General features: G+C 38.7%; 19 protein-coding genes. 9 read left to right on the forward strand and 10 right to left on the reverse strand.

Annotated elements, in window-relative coordinates; translation table 11 throughout:
- Positions 1-121 precede the first annotated feature (121 nt).
- The 7 genes from NLX65_RS02740 to NLX65_RS02770 all read right to left on the reverse strand — a co-directional run bounded on the left by NLX65_RS02740 (position 122) and on the right by NLX65_RS02770 (position 6,519).
- A complete protein-coding gene (locus tag NLX65_RS02740; RefSeq protein ID WP_260536949.1) occupies positions 122-289 on the reverse strand; it encodes a hypothetical protein in 168 nt (55 codons plus the stop codon).
- A 44-nt stretch (positions 290-333) separates the two neighbouring features.
- Positions 334-1,374 carry a hypothetical protein gene (locus tag NLX65_RS02745; protein ID WP_260536951.1) on the reverse strand — a complete coding sequence of 347 codons (1,041 nt, stop codon included), beginning with the start codon at positions 1,372-1,374 and terminating at the stop codon, positions 334-336.
- Positions 1,375-2,181: 807 nt separating this feature from the next.
- Positions 2,182-2,415, reverse strand: a complete 234-nt coding sequence (locus tag NLX65_RS02750; protein WP_260536953.1) for a hypothetical protein — start codon at positions 2,413-2,415, stop codon at positions 2,182-2,184.
- Between the two features lie 4 nt (positions 2,416-2,419).
- A complete protein-coding gene (locus tag NLX65_RS02755; protein ID WP_260536955.1) occupies positions 2,420-2,818 on the reverse strand; it encodes a hypothetical protein in 399 nt (132 codons plus the stop codon).
- A 638-nt stretch (positions 2,819-3,456) separates the two neighbouring features.
- Complete coding sequence (locus NLX65_RS02760; protein WP_260536957.1) at positions 3,457-4,299, reverse strand: lysophospholipid acyltransferase family protein; 843 nt, start codon at positions 4,297-4,299, stop codon at positions 3,457-3,459.
- Position 4,300: 1 nt separating this feature from the next.
- The gene (mltG, locus tag NLX65_RS02765) at positions 4,301-5,353 is read right to left on the reverse strand and encodes an endolytic transglycosylase MltG (RefSeq protein ID WP_260536959.1); all 1,053 of its coding nucleotides are present in this window, start codon (positions 5,351-5,353) and stop codon (positions 4,301-4,303) included.
- Positions 5,354-5,406: 53 nt separating this feature from the next.
- Positions 5,407-6,519 (reverse strand): bifunctional (p)ppGpp synthetase/guanosine-3',5'-bis(diphosphate) 3'-pyrophosphohydrolase, encoded by a 1,113-nt coding sequence (locus NLX65_RS02770; RefSeq protein WP_260536961.1) that lies wholly within the window; start codon positions 6,517-6,519, stop codon positions 5,407-5,409.
- 597 nt (positions 6,520-7,116) lie between these two features.
- Here NLX65_RS02770 and rsmH point away from each other — a divergent pair.
- The 5 genes from rsmH (at position 7,117) to NLX65_RS02795 (ending at position 13,130) form a co-directional block, all read left to right on the forward strand.
- Positions 7,117-8,040 carry a 16S rRNA (cytosine(1402)-N(4))-methyltransferase RsmH gene (gene rsmH / locus NLX65_RS02775; RefSeq protein WP_260536963.1) on the forward strand — a complete coding sequence of 308 codons (924 nt, stop codon included), beginning with the start codon at positions 7,117-7,119 and terminating at the stop codon, positions 8,038-8,040.
- A 57-nt stretch (positions 8,041-8,097) separates the two neighbouring features.
- Positions 8,098-8,826: a ZIP family metal transporter gene (locus NLX65_RS02780; RefSeq protein ID WP_260536965.1), complete on the forward strand. Its 729-nt coding sequence runs from the start codon at positions 8,098-8,100 to the stop codon at positions 8,824-8,826.
- 47 nt (positions 8,827-8,873) lie between these two features.
- Entirely contained in the window at positions 8,874-10,862 is a 1,989-nt protein-coding gene (ligA, locus tag NLX65_RS02785) for an NAD-dependent DNA ligase LigA (protein WP_260536967.1), read from the forward strand.
- Entirely contained in the window at positions 10,859-11,410 is a 552-nt protein-coding gene (locus tag NLX65_RS02790) for a DUF6913 domain-containing protein (protein WP_260536969.1), read from the forward strand. The genes ligA and NLX65_RS02790 overlap by 4 nt, the downstream gene beginning before the upstream one ends.
- Positions 11,411-12,005: 595 nt before the next feature.
- Positions 12,006-13,130 carry a cysteine desulfurase family protein gene (locus tag NLX65_RS02795; protein ID WP_260536971.1) on the forward strand — a complete coding sequence of 375 codons (1,125 nt, stop codon included), beginning with the start codon at positions 12,006-12,008 and terminating at the stop codon, positions 13,128-13,130.
- Between the two features lie 399 nt (positions 13,131-13,529).
- Here the strand turns inward: NLX65_RS02795 and NLX65_RS02800 are convergent, their stop codons facing one another.
- Entirely contained in the window at positions 13,530-14,006 is a 477-nt protein-coding gene (locus NLX65_RS02800; RefSeq protein ID WP_260536973.1) for a deoxycytidylate deaminase, read from the reverse strand.
- 649 nt (positions 14,007-14,655) lie between these two features.
- Here NLX65_RS02800 and atpD point away from each other — a divergent pair.
- The 4 genes from atpD to NLX65_RS02820 all read left to right on the forward strand — a co-directional run bounded on the left by atpD (position 14,656) and on the right by NLX65_RS02820 (position 19,486).
- Positions 14,656-16,164, forward strand: coding sequence for a F0F1 ATP synthase subunit beta (atpD, locus tag NLX65_RS02805; RefSeq protein ID WP_260536975.1), 1,509 nt, complete (start codon positions 14,656-14,658; stop codon positions 16,162-16,164).
- A 332-nt stretch (positions 16,165-16,496) separates the two neighbouring features.
- Complete coding sequence (locus NLX65_RS02810; RefSeq protein WP_260536977.1) at positions 16,497-17,141, forward strand: OmpH family outer membrane protein; 645 nt, start codon at positions 16,497-16,499, stop codon at positions 17,139-17,141.
- Positions 17,142-17,316: 175 nt separating this feature from the next.
- The gene (locus NLX65_RS02815; RefSeq protein WP_260536978.1) at positions 17,317-18,141 is read left to right on the forward strand and encodes a hypothetical protein; all 825 of its coding nucleotides are present in this window, start codon (positions 17,317-17,319) and stop codon (positions 18,139-18,141) included.
- 7 nt (positions 18,142-18,148) lie between these two features.
- Positions 18,149-19,486 (forward strand): peptidylprolyl isomerase, encoded by a 1,338-nt coding sequence (locus NLX65_RS02820; protein ID WP_260536979.1) that lies wholly within the window; start codon positions 18,149-18,151, stop codon positions 19,484-19,486.
- Between the two features lie 181 nt (positions 19,487-19,667).
- On the opposite strand, the gene NLX65_RS02825 is transcribed toward NLX65_RS02820, so the two are convergent.
- Entirely contained in the window at positions 19,668-19,898 is a 231-nt protein-coding gene (locus tag NLX65_RS02825; RefSeq protein WP_260536981.1) for a hypothetical protein, read from the reverse strand.
- Positions 19,899-20,015: 117 nt separating this feature from the next.
- On the reverse strand, positions 20,016-20,300 hold the full coding sequence (locus NLX65_RS02830; protein ID WP_260536983.1) for a hypothetical protein: 285 nt from the start codon (positions 20,298-20,300) through the stop codon (positions 20,016-20,018).
- Positions 20,301-20,623 lie beyond the last annotated feature (323 nt).

Below are 20,623 nucleotides of genomic sequence, written 5' to 3' on the forward strand. Positions count from 1 at the left end.
CCTAATGTTTTAGCTAGTTCCAATAACCCTAATTTAGGCTTGATAATTTTTTGATGTAAGTTCATAGTAGTTAAGATTTATATCATCATAATTTAACAATTGTCAGATTAAATCCTAACTACTACAGGTTATTAATCTTTTCCAGATCTTTTTGTTGGTCTTTTAAATTTTTTGTTTCGTCTATAGCATCATCATATATCTGCTTCATCTCCTTCATGGCTTCCTTATTTTCTAATTTTTTTCCCATTTTTTTCTTTAGTTCTTCTAGCCGCACTTCTAATTTTGGCAAGCCCAATTTTTGGAGAATATTTTGTCCTGTTTTTATTTTTTCCTTTATATTATTTCGTTTTTTCTCTTCTTCTTCTTCTTCTTCTTCTTCTTCTTCTTCTTCTTCTTCTTCTTCTTCTTCTTCTCTTTTGTTCGTTCTATGTCTATTTTTAGTTGATCTTTTTCTATTTCTTTTTCTATTTCTATTTCTATTTCTTTTTCTATTTCTTTTTCTATTTCTTTTTCTATTTCTTTTTCTATTTCTTTTTCTATTTCTACTGCTTTTATGTCTATTTTTAGTTGATCTAGTTTTTTTTGTTTTTCTTTCAGTTCTTTTTCTGCTTTTTCTATTTCTTTTTCTATTTCTTTTTCTACTGCTTTTATGTCTATTTTTAGTTGATCTAGTTTTTTTTGTTTTTCTTTTAGTTCTTTTTCTGCTTTTTCTATTTCTTTTTCTATTTCTTTTTCTACTGCTTTTATGTCTATTTTTAGTTGATCTAGTTTTTTTTGTTTTTCTTTTAGTTCTTTTTTTTCTATTTCTTTTTCTATTTCTACTGCTTTTATGTCTATTTTTAGTTGATCTAGTTTTTTTTGTTTTTCTTTCAGTTCTTTTTTTGTTTTTTCTACTTCTTTTTCTACTGCGTCTATTTCTGCTTCTACTTTTTTATTGTTACTATCATCCTTTGTTTTCTCTTGCCTTTTCTTCTTTTTCTCTTTTTTCATATTTACATTCTGTTCAGTAACTATTTGGCTACTATAGATCGTATTATTAGCTCCAACTATTACTATTCCGCCAGATTCTGTTGAGGTGATTCTGATAGATGGGCCATCTGGGGTGCCTTTATTTGGGTGATCTAATGTGTAATGGTCTAAAGTCTTTATCTCTTTTTTTGTCTGTGCTACTAGAGCAGTGGTATCTACTATATCGACCTTATTATTTGATCCAATGCATACCACTGCATGGGCGCCTGTGGATGCAATGGCTATAGGTCCATAGCTATTTTTCTGACTTGTTGAAGGTTGTATGGGTAAAACGATCTTGGGTGTATTGCAATTAAATGCTCCTATAAAAGTAAAACAAAAAAAAAGCTTTCGTATATACTTCATGGTATGCATTTGGCTAGTTTTAATTAAAACCTTGATCAGTATTCTTGCTTGTTGGTGCTTAAGATAGCTTGAGTTGAAGCTCAATGTACATGTCTTGAAACCCATCACACAATCATTACTGGCTAAGCATTTAGCCTTTGGCAAGCTTCCCCTTTGGATTGAATATGCGTGGACTTTAGTTTCAAAAACCGACCCCTAGCAGTTGCAGTTAAGCCAAGAAAAAGAGATCTCGTATTTTTTATTGTAAATTTAAAATTCTATGCAAATATAGAATAACTATATTGATTTTGCTAGTCAATCGACTTGGGTCTTGCTTTGGTTTTTTGACTTTGGTATCCTACTTGCTTTTGTGGTGGTTTTTAGGCTTTGTATGCGCTATGGTTTTTATTGAAGCTAATGAAGGGTATAGTGGCTGCTCATAAAGGTATAGGATGACTATGTTTGTATCTTTTCAATGGTGTGGTTTTTAGGCAAAAATATTTTGTATCTATTCAAATCACTGGTTTTTATGTGAAAAGAACAACGCCCCTGAAAAAAGTCGCGGTTATAGAAAGTGGCATTTTACAGATGATTATGAAAAACAGTTTCCTTTAAAGCCCACGCAGTGCGCGCTTTCTGTTTTTCCATCTGTAAGATGACACTTTCAGCGACTTTTTGCCGAGCGCTTGATTTTTTTGTCCACTTCTTTATCAAGAAAAAAGTGGGATAAAATTCATTATTAACCAGTAATGTGAACAGATACGCTTGAGATTGGGTATAACCGTTTGGTTGTATAGTTATGAAAAAGCTTATAGCACCTTTTGTACCTTACAAATCAGTGCAAGGTATCCCATTTTTATAATATGTGGTTGTAGATCTATGGTTACTGTTTGTTTGTTTTGCATGGTCTGGGTCTATTGCTTGGTCGCTTTCTTTTATTTCCTCATATATAGGTTCTTCTTCTTCTTCTTCTTCTTCTTCTTCTTCTTCGTTTGGTACTTCGTCATCAATAGGCTGCGCAGCTTTGTTGGCTATCTCTTCATATATATTTTCTTGAGCCACTTCGTCATAAATAGACTCTTGTGTTGACTATTTGCGTAGGCTCCTCGTGTGTAGGTTCCGTTTGTCTAGACTTATGGTTTAGTTTGTCCCATGGCTCGCTATAGGTCTGCGCATATCTGTTGCGCTGTAATAGTAGGGGATATGTGAACGATGCCTTCTTTTGAGAGCTATTGAATGATGAATACGGTATTGTGTCATAGCTATCTTCGCTTTCATACCCGCTATCGGTTGCTTTATCATCCATCGATGGCATAGGGCTTGTTGTATCATTGTTTAGACTATTTAGGGTTTGGTTATAATCCTTTATGAGCTGATTGCAGCCATGGCTTACGGTAAGAGAAGCAGCTTTTAACTGTTGCACTTTTTGTATAAAATCTTCTATTGTTTTTTGCTTATGCCCCATTGGGCTGTACGGGGTAGTTGGTTGTAGACTGGGTTGATTGGATTTTAGTGGTATCTTACCGGTGCATAAGTTATTTCCATTGATTATCATTACGATACTGATTAGTAGGTATTTCGCTGTATGGGTGGTTTTGTTTTTTATGAATTGCATCTGTTTGTTTTTTATTTGTGAATATGTTGCTATAGAGCACTTAATCTGTAGCTGTTTATTTAAGTATCGCTCCATTTCTATGTAATAAGTAAATGTTCAAACTTATCCAAGTGCCCTGGATCTATCTTCTATAGGGCGGTGTAGGGGGCAGGGCAATGGCGTCAACTTAAGGAATATTTATTCTAACACAGAGATAGAAATGGCTAATGTGTATACGCCGCTGCATATGTCCGCCAATAAAAAGTTGGCACACAGTAAAAGTAATGAAACGAGCTGTTTTTCCATCTGTAAGATGTCACTTTCAGCGACTTTTTACCGAGCGCTTGATTTTTTGTCCACTTTTTTATCAAGAAAAAAGTGGGACAAAGTTCATTATTAACCCATGGCGAGAATAGGGACTTTTGTTTGAAAATCAATAAAAAATACTTAAGTTGACCCCATTGGGGGGCTGGAATAGATATGTTTTTATGGCTGTATGCTATCTTCTTTTATTTCCACCTTCTATGTGACCAAAGCCATAGGGCTGGATTTTGTAGAATGTTTGCTTCTAGCCTTCTGGTATAGCGTTCGGCAATCTCTTGAGCTGGTAATTGGGCAGGCTTTGCGGTTAGTAGTATGGGTTTTGCTTGGTACTGCCCTCGTTTGATTTGATCTATTTGGATGTAAAAAAGGGGCTGGTTATACTTTCTGGCTAGCTTGGCAGCGGTTAAGGAAACGGTAGTCGGTTGGGTTAGAAAAGTCATAGGGTAGCCATTGTGTTTATGGAAAGGGGCTTGGTCTATTAATAGTGTAGTAGCCTGAGGAGGTCCTTTGTAGGTAGCCATATGCCTGAATAAGGCAGCCATAGGCATGGCTTTTCGTTCGAAACGACTCCTTAGATGCAATACCACTTGGTCTGTGCTTGCATGGTGTAAGGGTTGATAGCCTGCGGTTAGGATATAGGATGTTTGCCATGCAAGGGCATGGGCAATCCATTCCCAATTACCAAAATGGCCAGAAACCAGTATAATCGATTGCCCTTGCTTGTAGTACCTCTCTATCATTGCTAAGTCGTTAATGGTAACGTGTTGCAAAAGGAATCGCGGTGTGATGGTTAAAGCTTTTATGTGTTCTAATAACAAATCACATAGATGATGGTAGAATTTTTTTTCTATTGCATTGCATTGCTGGTCTGTTTTGTTGGCAAAGGCATGGGTTAGGTTTTGCCTTACTACCTTTTTCCTATAACCTATTAGGTAGTATATCACTATATAGCATAGATCTGAAACAGCATATAATAGTCGAAGCGGTAAAAGAGAAAATAGATAACATAAAACGTATATAATGGACATTTCAACGCATAATTTTTAACTTATCCAATGCTTTTTTATACTTATAGGCATTTTTTAAATGTTCTGTATAATTACGCGCAAAGTAATGTGACCCTGAAAAGTTCTCTTTGGCGGAAAAAAACAGATAATCATGGGGTATATAATTGAGTACTGCATCAATCATTGCCACGCTAGGTAAACCAATAGGTCCTGGTGGCAACCCCCTTCTACGATAAGAATTGTACGGGGAATCGATATAGGTATCCTGTTGCAACACCCTTTTAATACCGGATTGATTTTCGCTCAGTGCATAGATCAACATTGGACAAGATTGAAGCCGCATATTGCGTTTGAGTCTATTGAGGTAGACACCTGCAATCATAGCGGCTTCTTGCAGGTCGTTGGTTTCTGCTTGCACGATAGATGCCAAAATGGACACCTCAATGGGGCGTAAGCCTATTTTTTTTGCTTTATCTAGCCGTGTGGGGTGCCAAAAATATTCATAAGCCAGATGCATTTTGGATAATAATTGTGTGGCAGTAATGGTCCAGTATACTTCATAGGTATTTGGAATAAACATAGTTAATACATTCTCTGGTGTAAAGCCATAGGGAGCTAATTGTTGCGCATCATGCAGCAAAGCCCATAGTGTTGCCTTGTTTAGGCCTATGGGGCGCACCAGTTGGTCTACTAAAGAAGCTTTATTGGCAGCAGTGGCAAAAGTAAGCTGAACAGGATGTTGTATACCGCCTCGTAACATTCTAACCATTTGCCAGTTACTCATCTTACTAGTTAGGCGATATTGACCTGGTCTATGGTTAGGATGGTATTTCAATAAATAAGTTGCCCATAAAAAAGTGGTACTATTTTTTATATAGCCTATATCGCTTAGTTGCGTTTTGAGTTCGTAACGGGTGCACTCTCTGGGAATAATCAATAAACGATCGGTGGCGCGACTATTGGGCATAAAGAGGACTACATATAAGGCAATGCCCATCAAAATGCTCACCCCAACCATCCATTGTATCCTTTTTTTTGACCAAAAAGTAGTATAAAGGGAAGCTAACTCTACCATAGATTATGATGTAATGGTACAATATATTTTTATACTTGTGTTTGATGTACTAATTATAGGGTATACTTATATCGCCAATGTGCTGCCTCACCATGTTCTGCTATATAGTCCATGCGTTCTGTACGTATTTGCACCTCTAATTGTCCATATTTATAGGTTTCAAAGGTAAGATGGAGTGATTCATAGCTGCTGTCTCTTGGTATACTAATCCAGTCCCTCATAATCTTACACATTGGCTTGTAAAGGTTACTAATGATACTTAGCATCCTCCAACAAGCCACCTTTTCCTCTTGTAGCGTTTTGCCATCCATATGGGTCAGGATGATTCGGATGGCCGTAAGATCATGTATTTGATCGAAGTTAACTTTTAGTTTTTGAATTTTATGCCAAATAGAATAGACCGATTTAATCCGTTTTTTTATAATAAAATGAATGCTACGTGCTTGCAGAGCCGTTTGCACTTCCTCAGCAATAAGGTTTAATTTTTGTTGTCGTTTTATTTTTATCATCCCAAGTTTAGCAGTAATGGCATAGTAACTGAGTGTATCTGTATGTTTTAACCAAAAGTCTGCTAGTTTGGTTTGGATATCATACAGTCGCATGCGATGCGACAGTGGGATATAGAAATATTTTAACTCAAGTAGCAGATGTGCACTAGAATGGATCAATGCTGAGTCCAGGTTTTCCAACACTATGCCGCTACAATGTACGCGAATGATGTCACAGATTTGCAGCAAAATGGCCAAAATATGATCACAATTTATATCAGGATGATTTGGATAGTTACGAATGGTATCACTGCGCAATCTATAGCTCTTTAAGGCTTCTAGCTCCTTTAATATGGAGGCTGTTTTTAAGCCAAAACGCTTTTCAATCGCTGCTGCTTCCATCAAGCCTGCTAAGAAAGGAGGTGTTAAGAGGGCAGCTATAGCTGTAGGCAAGTCCAAAGACATCTCCGTAGCAGCAATAATCGCTACTTGTAACGAATCTTTTACGCAACGTTTGAGTATGGTTTGATCCACGTATGCTTCAAACTGCTCTGTCCATGCATAGGCTTCCTGGATAGCAGACCAGGCATGTTGCGTGTCATTTGCGTTGCGGCTTACCGCTCTGGCAAGCTGATGCATATTCCAAGTATTTACATCAGGAACTTCATGTCTTTTCATTATTCTATAATAATCAAAAAAATTTCACATTAGTCGTTCTTAATTAAGCTTATAACACCAATTTAATGCTGATCTTTAAAGTGAATTTCCCTCTTGTAAATTTATAAACTAATCTTGTGAAGCGCAAAAATAGCTACTCCCTAGTAATGTCCACCCAACTAAACCCAATGTATGTATCTGTTAATGACAGTAAAAATTTATTAAAAATAAAAAATAATTAAATTTACAATAAATCTATTGATTTTAGTTTTTATATGGTATAAATAAAAATGGCATATATCAGATAACATGATCAAAACCTATTCCTGATGCAGGGGGATCTATTTGTTTTATTTCAATTAATTATCCTTTGCTTCCATTGCGTCAAGTTAAGGCGCTCATGTCCGCCGATAAAAAAACTTGGCACTTCCGTAAACTTGTAGTCTTTAGACGATCTGTTGCTTAGTGGATGATAAAAATGGCTTGTTTAAAGCCCACGCAGTGGGCGTGTTCTGTTTTGCCTGTTGACGCCATTGAGTTATACGCTAATGGTTTTATTTGTATTTTCACATGGGCGCATTATCTTTACAACCAATTTAAAATTTACCATTTTAATTCATGGTTACAACTATTTCAGAGGACTACCATATACCCGTGATGGTGGATGAGGTGATGAAAGGGTTGGCTATTGTACCAACAGGCAACTATGCAGATCTTACTTTTGGTGGAGGCGGTCATGCGAAAAAAATTATTGAATCGCTTGCCGGTGGCCATTTATTTGCCTTTGATAAAGACCCGGAGGCTGCGCAAAGAGCCCAATTGTTTACAGGTCAACCTTTAACCTTTATCAGAGCATCTTTTCAGTTTGTAAAGGAATTTATACACTTTTATGGTATCACACAATTGGATGGTTTGCTGGCAGATTTAGGCACTTCTTCTCACCAAATAGATACCCCAGAGCGTGGTTTTTCTACTCGATTTGATGGTGTATTAGATATGAGGATGGATCCCAATGTTCCCCATTCGGCGCAGCGGGTAGTGCATACCTATACCGTAGAGCAGCTGGCCCATCTGTTGCATACGTATGGGGAGGTAACTGGTGCAACCGCTATCGCCAAGGCTATTGTCCAGGCACGCAACCATGCGCCTATTGTAACGACCCATCAGTTGAAAGCTATCGTTGAACCATTTGCACTTAAGCTAAAAATAAATCAATATCTTGCAAAGGTGTTTCAGGCATTGCGTATTGAGGTGAACAATGAGTTGGTGGCATTGGAGCGGTTGTTACAACATAGTGTAGAACTGATTAAACCAGCAGGGCGCTTGGCTATTATTTCTTATCACTCTTTAGAGGATCGGTTGGTTAAAAACTTTTTAAATACAGGTAATGTATGGGGAGAGGTGCAACAAGATGCGTATGGCAATCTATTGCGCCCCTTTGTGCCCCTACAAAAAAAACCTTTTGTACCCTCTATAGAGGAGGTTCGTAAGAATAGTCGTGCCCGTAGCGCACGGTTGCGTGTGGCTATACGTGTAGCGTAGCGCTATTCAACTAGGAAATAGAAGATCTATCGCTCTTTTAACAATAATGAATGGATAATGATTATAGCGTTTTTTGCAATTTTTATTTCAGCTTTACTAGGTGGCTTAGTGGTGGTTACGCAATGTTCCATAAAGATTTTACCACGTTTACTGACCTTTTCGGGAGGTTATCTGTTAGCCAACACCTTGTTGCATCTCATGCCTGAGCTTTTTAGTTCTAAGGTTATACCGGTTCATATTGGTGGGTATATCATGATTGGATTTTTTTTCCAGCGTTTTATTGAAACGTTTAGTGCGGGCGTAGAACATGGCCATGCTATGGCGTCAGATTCCGGCCATTGCTGTGTAAAACACTACAAGTTATTTTCTTTTTTAACCTCTATAGCCCTGCATGCACTTTTAGATGGTACCCTGTTGGCGCATGGTCATGACTATCATGCTACCAATGATGGACTTTTGTTGGGCATGATGCTCCATAAATTTCTAGAGGCGGTTGCTTTAATGAGTGTATTGGGTGGGTTTACACTATCCATAAAACAGATGTCGCTTTATTTAGTGCTGTTCTCTTTGGCCTCTCCTATAGGGTTGTGGCTCAGTAGCTATGCCAATCATTATATTTCTGACTATGGTAACATCATAGTATTGTCTATTGTAACCGGTAATTTTTTGTACATTTCGTCTACCATGCTTTTTGAAGCAAATCCCAATCATCACTCAAACCAATTTACGTTGTGGATCAGTTTATTTGGGGCTGGGTTGGCGGCGTTGGTTGAGTTGGTATTGTAGTGGGTTAGGCAAGGATAGGTTAAGTTTTAATATGTAGTGACCCATCTATGGAACCATCTGACGTCAAGCAAGAAATCAAACGTTTAGTAGATTTGATTAACTATTACAATGAGTGTTATTTCCAAAAAGGAATCTCTGAGATTTCCGACTATGCATATGACCAATTGCTAGAACGGTTGGTGCAATTGGAGGCGGCTTATCCGCATTTCAACTACCCTAACTCTCCCACTGAGGTCATTGGAGAACGCCCTTGTTTTTCAGCTGTCTACCACCAAACCCCTATGCTTTCTTTGGCTAAAACCTATTCAGAAAAAGAAATAGACCAATTTAGTACAAGGGTGCAAAAAATGGTTCCAAATGCGGCTGTAGATTTTATATGTGAACCTAAAATAGATGGGGTTGCCTTAAGTATCTTGTATGAAGCAGGTCAGTTGGTACGTGTAGTGACACGTGGCGATGGACAAAAAGGAGATGATGTAACCCACCATGTGGGGCAATGTTTGCCCTTGCCTCAAGCAATTCAAGATGCCCCATGTGCCGAGTTTGAGGTGCGTGGAGAAGCTTTTATGCCCAAAGCTGTTTTTAAGACATTAAATGCGAAACGTAAAGCACAAGGAGAACCTTTATGGGCGAACCCCCGTAACATTACCGCAGGTACATTAAAAACATTAGATGTAGATTTGGTTAAAGAGCGTCAATTGGCCTTTCATGGATATAGTTTTTATGCCTCCTCTTATGACTGTTTGACGCAAGAATCAGCCTTAATGCTCCTAGATAGATTGGGTTTTTCCACTACGTATAAGTTGTGTCATAATGTCAAGGAAATAATGGCGTACATCCATTATTGGGCGAAACATAAGAAAGAGCTACCCGTTGACGTAGATGGAATAGTGATCAAGGTCAATAATCTCCATCAGCAACGTCTGATTGGTATGACTGCAAAGTCGCCTCGTTGGGCCATTGCCTATAAATATCAACCAGAGATGGCCCATTCCATTTTAGAAAAAGTAAGTTTTCAAGTAGGAAGGACTGGTGCCGTAACACCAGTAGCGCATTTTAGTCCTATTTCATTGGCAGGCACTATGGTCCGTCGTGCTTCTTTGCATAATGCAGATGAGATCGCTAGGCAAGATCTATATTTGGGTGACACGATTTTTATTGAGAAAGGAGGCGATATTATTCCCAAGGTAGTAGGTGTGGATAGGACGTGTCGCAATAAAACCAGTCAGCCTATTATTTTTATAGATGTGTGTCCTGCTTGTGGCACATCACTCCATAGAGCTCCAGAAGCCGTTGTCTACTATTGTCCCAATAAGCAGCAATGTTTACCTCAACTAAAAGGTGCCTTATTGCATTTTGCCCATCGAAGGGCTATGGATATAGATACATTAGGGCCTAAGACAGTCGATGCATTATTTTCGGCCAAGTTGGTTCAAACGGCAGCAGACCTCTATACATTGCGCTACGAGACCGTCAACCAGTTAGCAGGGTTTCAAGCGCTATCTACACAAAAATTACTAGCCAACATTCAGGCGTCAAAGACAAAACCTTTTGACAACCTATTGTTTGCCTTGGGCATTAAGCATGTAGGGGAGACAGTTGCCAAGCAACTGGCGTTGCACTTTAGGTCTATGGCCCGTTTACAACGGGCTACTAAAGCGGAACTCTTACAACTACCAGATATTGGAGAGAAGATTATTCAAAGCCTATTGGATTATTTTCAGGACTCTTACCAGCAAGCTATTCTTGATCGACTGAAAGTAGCGGGGTTACAGTTTGCTCTACCAGAAGCAGTGGATACCGTTTTGCCATTATCCTCAAAAAGTTTTATTATTTCAGGTACCTTTCAAAGATATACAAGGGAAGCATTGATTCAATTAATTGAACAAGCAGGAGGCAAGGTCTTGTCTGCCGTCTCTACTAAGGTCGATTACTTAGTAGCAGGTACCAAAGCTGGGCCGTCAAAGTTGGCCAAGGCCATGCAATGGGCGATTCCAATTTTAGGAGAAGATGAGCTTATAAAGATGATACAATGATGGGTCTATATTTAAGTCTTAAGTTTTTTGTTTTAGGAATTTTTACCCGTTGTTTCGCAAAACATAAGACACTGGTGCGTAGTAATGTAGGGTTGAGCCGAGCCACTACCATAGGGGTACTCTATAGCTATGATAGTCCTGCCAAACATGAAGTCGTGCAACGCTTTATTCGAGATTTAAAAAACTTGGATAAAAATGTTAGTGTCCTTTGTTACACCACAGGGAAAGACCGTGTGCATCCCAGTAGTCGTTTACGTTATGCTTTTGGTCATCATGCCATTACTATTTTAGGAAAGGTAAAAAGTGACCGTATCAAAAAGTTTATAGAGACCCCTTTTGACTATTTGTTTCAATTAGATTTGACTACCAATTCGGTGTTAGATTGTTTGGTAGCCAAACAGCGTGCCAAGTGCCGTGTGGGACATTTTGACCCTATGCGTAAAAATTTATTTGAAGTGATGGTAAAGGTAAGTCGAACCGCGCCCATCGAAGATACTAAAAGATTAGCCAGTCAGATGTTGCATTATACGGGCTGTATGGAGGGGTAAGGCAGGTTGGGTTATCTGGATAAAAAGCATCCTATCTACCTTCTTCTGACCCCATTAAAAAGCGCGTAACTGTTCTAGCAATAGCGTCAACTTAATGAATATATTTTATTGATTATCAAATAAAAGAATATATTCTTGCCATTGGTTAATAATGCATTTTATCCCACTTTTTTCTTGATAAAGAAGTGGACAAAAAATCAAACCCTCGGCAAAAAGCCATTGAAAGTGTCATCCTACAGATGGAAAAACAGGAAGCGCCCCCTTTGGGGGCTTCAACGGAAACTGTTTTTCCTAATCATCTGTAAGATGCCACTTTCTACACCACGACTTTTTACAGGGGCGGTTTTTTTGACGCAAAAACCAGTAACTTAAACGAGAGATGCCTATCATTTTAATTGGCGTTTGCTTCCATTGCGTCCATTTAAGGCGTTCATGTCCGCCGATAAAAAAACTTGGCGGACATGGGCAACGGCGTATACACATTAACCATTTTTAACGCTGTGTTAGAATAGATGTCCCTTAAGTTGACGACATTGACTGTTCTAGGTTACTGATATTGAATACTAGGCTATACGTCTGACATAAGCACCTTATTATGAATATCTACTTAGATAATGCAGCTACTACCCAATTGGATCCAGAAGTATTGGCCGCTATGATGCCTTATATGACCCATTTATGTGGCAACCCTTCTTCTGTACATCGTTATGGTTGCCATGCAAAAGCAGCCCTTGAAAAATCTAGAAAAACAATAGCCCGCTTATGCGATGTGGCGCCTGCTGAAATCATATTTACTTCTGGTGGTACAGAGGGGAATAATATGCTATTAATGGGTATGATAGAGGCCATGCAAATTACCCATGTGTTGACTTCTCCATTGGAGCATCTTTCCGTTCGGATGCCTCTAGAAGCGTTAGCCAAGCAGGCTAAGATTCAATTATCCTATGTGCGGGTTGACCAAACTGGGGACTTTATGTGGGATGAAGTAGAGCAATGGCTCAAGCGCCATCCACGTGCTTTGGTGAGCCTGATGCAGGTCAATCATGAGATCGGCAATATAACAGATATAGCAGCCATGGGGCAGCTTTGCCGAAGATATGGTGCATTTTTGCATTCAGATACGATTCAAGCGGTCTATTGTGGACTCCCTGCCTGTTTGTCTTGCCACCTTGCTGTGGGCTCTGCCCATAAAATACATGGACCCAAAGGCATTGGATTTGTTTATATTGATACAACTGTATCGGTTGCACCCCTTATTACTGGAGGTAGTCAAGAGTTAAATATGCGTGGAGGCACTGAAAATATAGCCCATATTGTTGGCATGGCTAAAGCATTAGAAATTGCTGTTCGTGATAGGGAAAAGGTGGTTGCCCATCTGTTAGCGATCAAGCAACATATGATCGCTTTACTAAAAACACATCTGCCCGATATCATTTTTAATGGCCATAGTGAAAGCTTAACCCAAAGCAGCCCCCACTTATTAAATATTTCATTGCCAAACTGGAGTGAGCGTGATATGCTGGTTTATCATTTAGATATTCATGGCATAGCGGCTTCTACAGGTAGTGCATGTACCAGTGGCAGTGCGTTGGGTTCGTCTGTTATAGCTGCTTTGCAAAAAGAAACCCACCATGCCATACGTTTTTCTTTTAGTAAAAATACGACCCTTGCAGAGGTTGAAAAAACAGTTGCCTTGCTAGCGCAACGCTGTGCAAAGTAGATGTTTACATACCGAATGCATGTTAAGACTAAATGGTATCTGTTCACACAATGGTGTCAACTTGATTAATTTTTTTTATTGATTTTCAAATAAAAGAATCTATTCTCCCCATTGGTTAATAATGCATTTTATCCCACTTTTTTCTTGATAAAAAAGTGGACAAAAAATCAAACCCTCGGTAAAATGCCGCTGAAAGTGTCATCCTACAGATGGAAAAACAGAAAGCGCCCCCTTTGGGGGCTGCAAAGGAAACTGTTTTTCCAAATCATGTGTAAGCTGCCACTTTCTACATCGTGGCTTTTTACAGGGGCGGTTTTTTTGACCAAAAAAACCATCGCGCTGAACATATACTACAACGATAATAAATAAAGGGATACTAGATCAGGAAGCTCATTAGTTTTAAAGGTCTACATCCCTGTATGGGTCATATTGTATGACCATTATACCAAATTCATGTAGAAAATTTAATCCCTCTTCACAATCCAGGTTTTTATAGGCTGCGTAAGAATCCTTGTATACAACTTTTTTAATGCCTACACTAAAGATAATGCGGGCACAAGGCAGACAGGGCGAAAGCGTGGTGTAAAGCACCCCATCCTTTACATTGATGTGATGGGTTAATGCATACAGTACGGCATTTTGTTCTGCATGAATCGCTAAAAAACAACTTCCCTTTGTATTTCTTGCACAACCCGTTTTAGGCCATATTTCATCGCAATTATAGGCCCCAGCTGGCGGGCCATTGTATCCTATGGAGATGATCCGGGTCTCTTTTGTTAATACAGCACCTACCTGCTTTTTAACACAATGCGAGCGTTGGGCCAACTGAATCGCTAAGGACATAAAAATAGTATCAAATGTAGGTTTTTGCGTCATTAAAATATATACTACTATAGTGGTATCTACCTCCCCGTTGGAATTTAATCAATTTTTTGCATCACTGCTTGATTTTTGTATGTTTTTAATAAAAATAAAGCAGAAGAGACGCGCTATGGTGTGGGTATCTTACTTCCTCCTCGCTTAAATCTAACGTAGAGTACAGCAACAAATCCAATCCTTTTTTATAAATTTAAGCAGCAATGTAGATGCTACATGGAAGCATATTGCAGCGGTTAAGCACTGCACCAATCAATTGAAGGTCTTGAAAATCAGTTGTTGGGTTGGATATTTGTAGTATGAATCGTAGGCTATATGGCCTAGGTTTTATGTCATATTACTAGTTTTGCCAAAATGCTGTATAAATTTACAGTCATCTTATTTCTTTTTTCTATGGCTGTTTTTGGAAGATGTAGGAGCATCAGTAGGTAAAAAAATCCATTGCTAATATTTTTAATTTGTATCCGTTCAAGTCGCTGTTTTTTTGTGTTACAAGAAAAACGTTCTTGTAAGATACCATTTTCAGCAACTTTTTTGCCGATGGATTGATTTTTGGTTACTTTTTTATCAAAAAAAAGTAAGATTAAAAATGCCTTACGAACAAGTGTCCGTGCATAGACACTTTAATTTTTTGATTTCATAAAAAATAATGTCCCATACTGGAAAAATTATTCAAATTATAGGTCCTGTAATTGATGTTCGTTTTAATGAGCAAGCTAGTCTACCTAGCATATTAAATGCATTGTATATCAAAACCCCATCTGGTAAATTGGTGACCTTAGAATGCCAACAGCATCTAGGTGAGCATTGTGTACGCGCCATTGCTATGGAAGGTACAGAGGGGTTAATGCGTGGTTTAGAGGTAATAGATACAGGCGCTCCTATTCAAGTACCTGTAGGCGATGCGGTACGTGGTCGTCTTTTTAATGTTACAGGGGCGGCTATAGATGGCATGCAGCAACCAGAAACAGATAAGAAGCTACCCATTCATAGAGCGGCGCCCCCTTTTGATCAACTTTCTTCCACAACAGAAATTCTCTATACCGGTATCAAAGTGATTGATCTGCTGGCGCCCTATGTGAAGGGTGGTAAGATTGGCTTGTTTGGTGGTGCAGGTGTAGGCAAAACGGTGTTGATTATGGAGTTGATTGATAATATTGCTAAATCCTATAATGGACTTTCCGTATTTGCTGGTGTGGGAGAACGTACCCGTGAAGGCAATGACCTTTTGCGAGAAATGATTCAAGCAGGTGTAATCAATTATGGCGAAGCATTTGTGCAAGCTATGGAACAAGGCTATTGGGACCTTAGCAAAGTAGATCAGCAAGCGTTACAAACCTCTCAGGCTGCACTTGTATTTGGCCAAATGAATGAATCGCCTGGTGCAAGGGCACGGGTAGCGCTGACCGGGCTTTCTATTGCGGAATATTTTCGTGATCATGGTGAAAGTGGAAAAGATGTCCTTTTTTTTGTGGATAACATTTTTCGTTTCACACAAGCCGGTGCAGAAATTTCTGCTTTATTGGGCCGCATACCTTCTGCCGTAGGTTATCAACCCACCTTAGCTACCGAGATGGGTGCCATGCAAGAACGCATTACCTCTGTGAAGCATGGTTCTATTACCTCTGTCCAAGCAGTTTATGTGCCAGCAGATGATTTAACGGACCCTGCTCCTGCGACTACCTTTACCCATCTAGATACTACTACGGTCCTTTCCAGAAGAATAGCTGCACTGGGCATTTATCCGGCAGTAGATCCGTTAGCTTCTTCTTCTAGAGCCTTAAATCCTGAAATCCTTGGCAACCTCCATTATGACACCGCTCAGAAAGTAAAAAGAACCCTTCAGCGTTATAAAGAACTACAGGATATTATAGCCATTTTAGGTATGGATGAACTTTCAGAGGAAGATATACGGACGGTCTACCGTGCTAGAAAGGTAGAGCGGTTTTTATCTCAGCCATTTAATGTAGCAGAAAGATTTACAGGACTTACAGGCACACGTGTCCCTGTAGAGGATACCATTAAAGGCTTTAATATGATCATTGATGGGGCGGTAGACCATCTGCCTGAAATGGCTTTTAATTTAGTCGGAAATATTGAACAAGCCATTGAAAAAGGAAAAAAAATGCTAGGCAATCAGAATAAAGAGAGCGATTAGTACCATTGGGTCGTGCGTAACGCATAACAGATCTTTAAAAAGATTATAAAATCTGTTTTTTTAGTTAACTTTACTAAGTGCTGCAATACAATCAAGTGCCTTATTGAGATAAAGAGATGGCGTAATGTTTAACATTATCATCCATAGCGGTTCTTTTTTCATCGGTTAACTTGATCTTGATCCTAATTATATGTAAATATGTAGTTTGAGGTAAATAGGATCTGCCTATTATTATGAATAGCTGAGTGGTTATAGGCGGGAGGTGAGGATATCCTATATTTATTAGATATCCCTGTTATATGAACATAATTAAACGTTAAAATTGTACTGTAATGAATTATAAATTTTTAGCTACATGGGCACTTTTTATTTGTATGGGTACTAGTGTAAAAGCGAATGGTCCACCTAAGGTTACTGAGCAGCCTCAAGTAGCATCATCTAGTTTAAGGGTTGGGTATGTAGATATGGTTTATATTCTCGCAAGTTATGGAGAGGCTAAAAAGAATACTTCTGAAATTCACATTTTTCATAATCAGCTGGATAATCAGCTTCAAGCAAAATTCAAAGAGTATCAAGCAGCAGTTAATACCTTACAGCAGCAGGGAGATACCCTTACAGAAGCTCAAAAAAAGCAGAAATATATGGAGGCATACAATTTGGAGGTAGCTGTTCGCGAGCTTGAGGAGCAAAAGAATGCTAAAATGGCAGAAAAGTATAAGACGCTTATGCAGCCGCTCCATGACAAAATACAAGCGGTAATTCAGGAAATTGCAACGGAATACGCTTATGATTTTGTATTGAATAAAAATACAGATGCTGGACCTGTAGTGTTTTTTGCTCGGGAGGCATTTAATCTTTCTGAGCTTGTATTGATAAAACTTAATAAAATGGCGCCTAAAGAGGCACAACCGCCTGCAGTAGGTTTGAAAGCGCAAGCACCTACTAAGGTGGCTAAACCATCTGTCAAGAAAAAATAAATCATGTGATGCTTGCTGGTGTATAGTATAAAAGGGTCTATCCATACTGGTTGCTATGCTTGTGGTGGCCAGTATTTCATTTTAGTATCAATTTTTTTGTAGATTCATTTTGAGGGTATCTCGTTTGAGCAAGCTTTTTGTTTGTGGATTATTACTATGGGTGTTTCTTTATTGGATGGTACGGCGTTGTAGTGCTAAAAAAAGTATCCAAAGATCCCCAAAAGAATCTTTTATTGCTTGTGTAGGTAAGCAATTTCTATATCCGTCAGATCTTGCATCAATGGATCTTGCTCACATTGATGTTGCAGATGCGGATTTTTTTATTAAAAAATATGTCGAGGAATGGGTGTGTAAACAGCTTCTTATTGCTCAAGCAAACGATCCATCGATTCAGCCTGCTCTGGAAGGCAAGTTAAATGACTATAAGCATGATTTATTGGCCTACCATTTTTTAGAAGCCCTGATTCAACCTGAGTTTAATGTCGATGTATCGTCAGAAGAAATAGCCGATTATTATCAGAAGCACAAGCATCGTGATTTTATATTGCATCATGATATCGTAAAGGGTATTTTTTTAGCAATTCCCAAAAAAGCTACTTGCATCAATGCAATAAAGGCATTGATGTTATCGAGCAAAGCTGCAGATCGAAAAAAATTACAAATCTATTGCAAGCCTTATGTCCATACTACTATCTTAGACACCGATGCATGGTTTGCTTGGGAAGCTGTTTTAGCCAAAACTGGTTATCGTCCTACTGGAGATGCACCTAGATTATTAAAAACCAATAAATTTATCCATGTAGCAGGCCGAAAGCATATCTATTTTTTAAAGATTAATCAGTATAAATTAGCACAAGAAATTGCGCCATTAGAAGCAGTGATAGATCGGATTAGGGCAATTATCCTACATAAAAGGAAAGTAGATCTGATGAATAAAATTAAATGTAAACTTTTAGAAGATGCTAAAAAAAATCATACCTGTCTTATCCAAATGCAGTAAAAGCCTTATGGCTACTTTTTGCTTACTCACTTGCATTTGGTCACCTGCAACTAAGGCGGCTGATACATTATTATTAGATAAAGTCATTGCTACCGTGAATCAAGAGCTGATTTTGCATTCTGATTTAGAAGCAGTATGCAAACAATTGGAGTGGGAAGGGAAGGTAGTAGATGAATCTGTCAAACTGGGTCTGTTGCGAGAGCTGGTTTTAAACAAGATTTTCTTATCAAAGGCTGCGTTACATGATGTTAAAGCGCCTAAAGCCCATATTCAAAGGGCATGTGATGCTAGACTAGCCAGTTTGATACAGCAAGTAGGGTCTGAAGCACAGCTTGTCCAGGTTACCCATCAATCTATAAACGCTATTAAGAAAGGTCTAAAGGAACGCTTCAAGGCAGAATATTTGGCTGCATGGGTTTATCAGCACCTTACCAAACAGGTCGTGGTTACCCCAGCAGAGGTAGAAGCTTATTTTAATGGGTTGCCTTCCCATAGTCGTCCTTACTATCCTGCATCTGTTGAGGTACATCAGCTGGTTGTCTATCCCAAGGTAGATGCAGCAAGACGAGAAACAGTAAAAAATAAGCTTTTGGATTTTAAACAGTTGCTATTAACGGGTAAGGCTACCTTTTCTGACTTGGCTAAGGCACATTCCGATGATCCCCATTCTGCTGCTAAAGGAGGTGAGATTGGCTGGGTCCCTTTGGGTGTATTGGCACCAGCTTATGAAGTAGCTGCCCTTTCTCTCAAGTGTGGGGAGATAAGCGATCCTATTGTTTCTGAATTTGGGCTACATCTTATAGAGCTTATAGCACGTAAAAAAGACCAATACAATACCCGCCATATCTTGCAGATGCTGAAGCCAACAGAAGAAGAAATTAAGTTAGCTGAGGTTGAACTGGATAAAATTAGATCGAAGATAGTTGCGGGCACTTTAACCTTTGAAGCAGCGGTAGCGCAATATTCAGAAGATAAGGAAACAGTTGCACAAGGAGGTCTGATTACTACTCCTCATCAAGGGAGTGACCTATTGCCGGGTCTGTTAACCCCTGTAGAATCCTTGGATCCAGAAGTCTATTTTGTGATTGATGGGCTTGAAGTAGGTGCAGTAAGCAAGCCCCAGTATATCAGCAAACCCTATAAATCTGCTTGGCGGTTGCTTTATCTCAAGCAAAGGGTAGAGCCCCATCCAATGAATCTTCAGCAGGATTATGAAAAGATTCATCATGATCTACTGCAAAAGAAAAAAAAAGAGTCAGTTGATAAATGGTTGCAAACGGCTAAATCGGAATTTTTGATTCGTTTTTCCTCAGAATACCAGGAGGTGGAGCAGTTGCTTGGATGATAGTGCACTGCAGGCTTTGTCCGAAGTGTTCAGTTCACTATATTCTTATCAAGAAAAAAGGGTATCTGTTCGGTCAATGGCGTTTTTTTGACGCAAAAAACCAGTGACTTGAACAGATACATTGCTTGAGCAGACACCTTATAAATCCCTTATTTAGGTTATATAATTATTATTTAGAATATTAATTACTAGTATTAGATTGACGAAAATGGTTGCATTCTTCTTCAGTGGTCATGTTATGCTTGTTACACTTTATGGTCAAGTTTGCACCGGCTGCTACAAGTAAAGCATATATTTCTTTATTATCTTTACGTGCTGCCTGATCTGCTGGGGTATGCCCATTTTTATTGGTTAGATTGAGTAGTTTCCTACTTTCTGGGGTGGGTTTGTATCCATTCAATGATCCATACAACTGTATCTTTGTGGCCTATACATGCTGCTATATGCAGTAGGGCATTGCCGTATGCATTAACCTTTCCCAAAAACGTTTGGATCTTCTGTTACGAGTTTCTGAACCTCATCCAGGTCATTATTCAATGCTGCTAAGTGTTAAGTGTATAGTACTATTTCCGTGCTGCGCATCACTAGATGATGTAATAGCCATAGACGTATCTACCGGCTGCTCATCAACTGGCTTTACTGCATCATTAGTAGATGCATGTATTTCCATTGGTTGATCTGCTTCATTTTCATTATTGATACCATGTCTACTACTATTGCAAGCAGTAACAAAAGGTGATCCTATGATTGCAGCTATTACATACCGTGATGCAATATGACTTATATGTGTTGGTAGCTTATATGTATTATTCATGATCTATTTATTTTAGATGTACATTGGTATTATACTCAGGAGATGTAGCCCATTAGACCTATAGTTAGATAGTCTACTGTACTTTTTTCCTTTATTTACTATTCACTACGTTGCTAATGCTCCAAATGCTAGCTCTACTGGCTTAGTCAAGCGTGCTTGAATAGTTTTGGTTCAAGCAAATTGTAACTATAGTGTAAATGTGTAGTAGTCAAGATTTAATCTGACAATTGTTAAATTATGATGATATAAATCTTAACTACTATGAACTTACATCAAAAAATTATCAAGCCTAAATTAGGGTTATTGGAACTAGCTAAAACATT

Source organism: Candidatus Cardinium sp. TP (genome assembly GCF_025215055.1).
GTDB lineage: Bacteria > Bacteroidota > Bacteroidia > Cytophagales > Amoebophilaceae > Cardinium.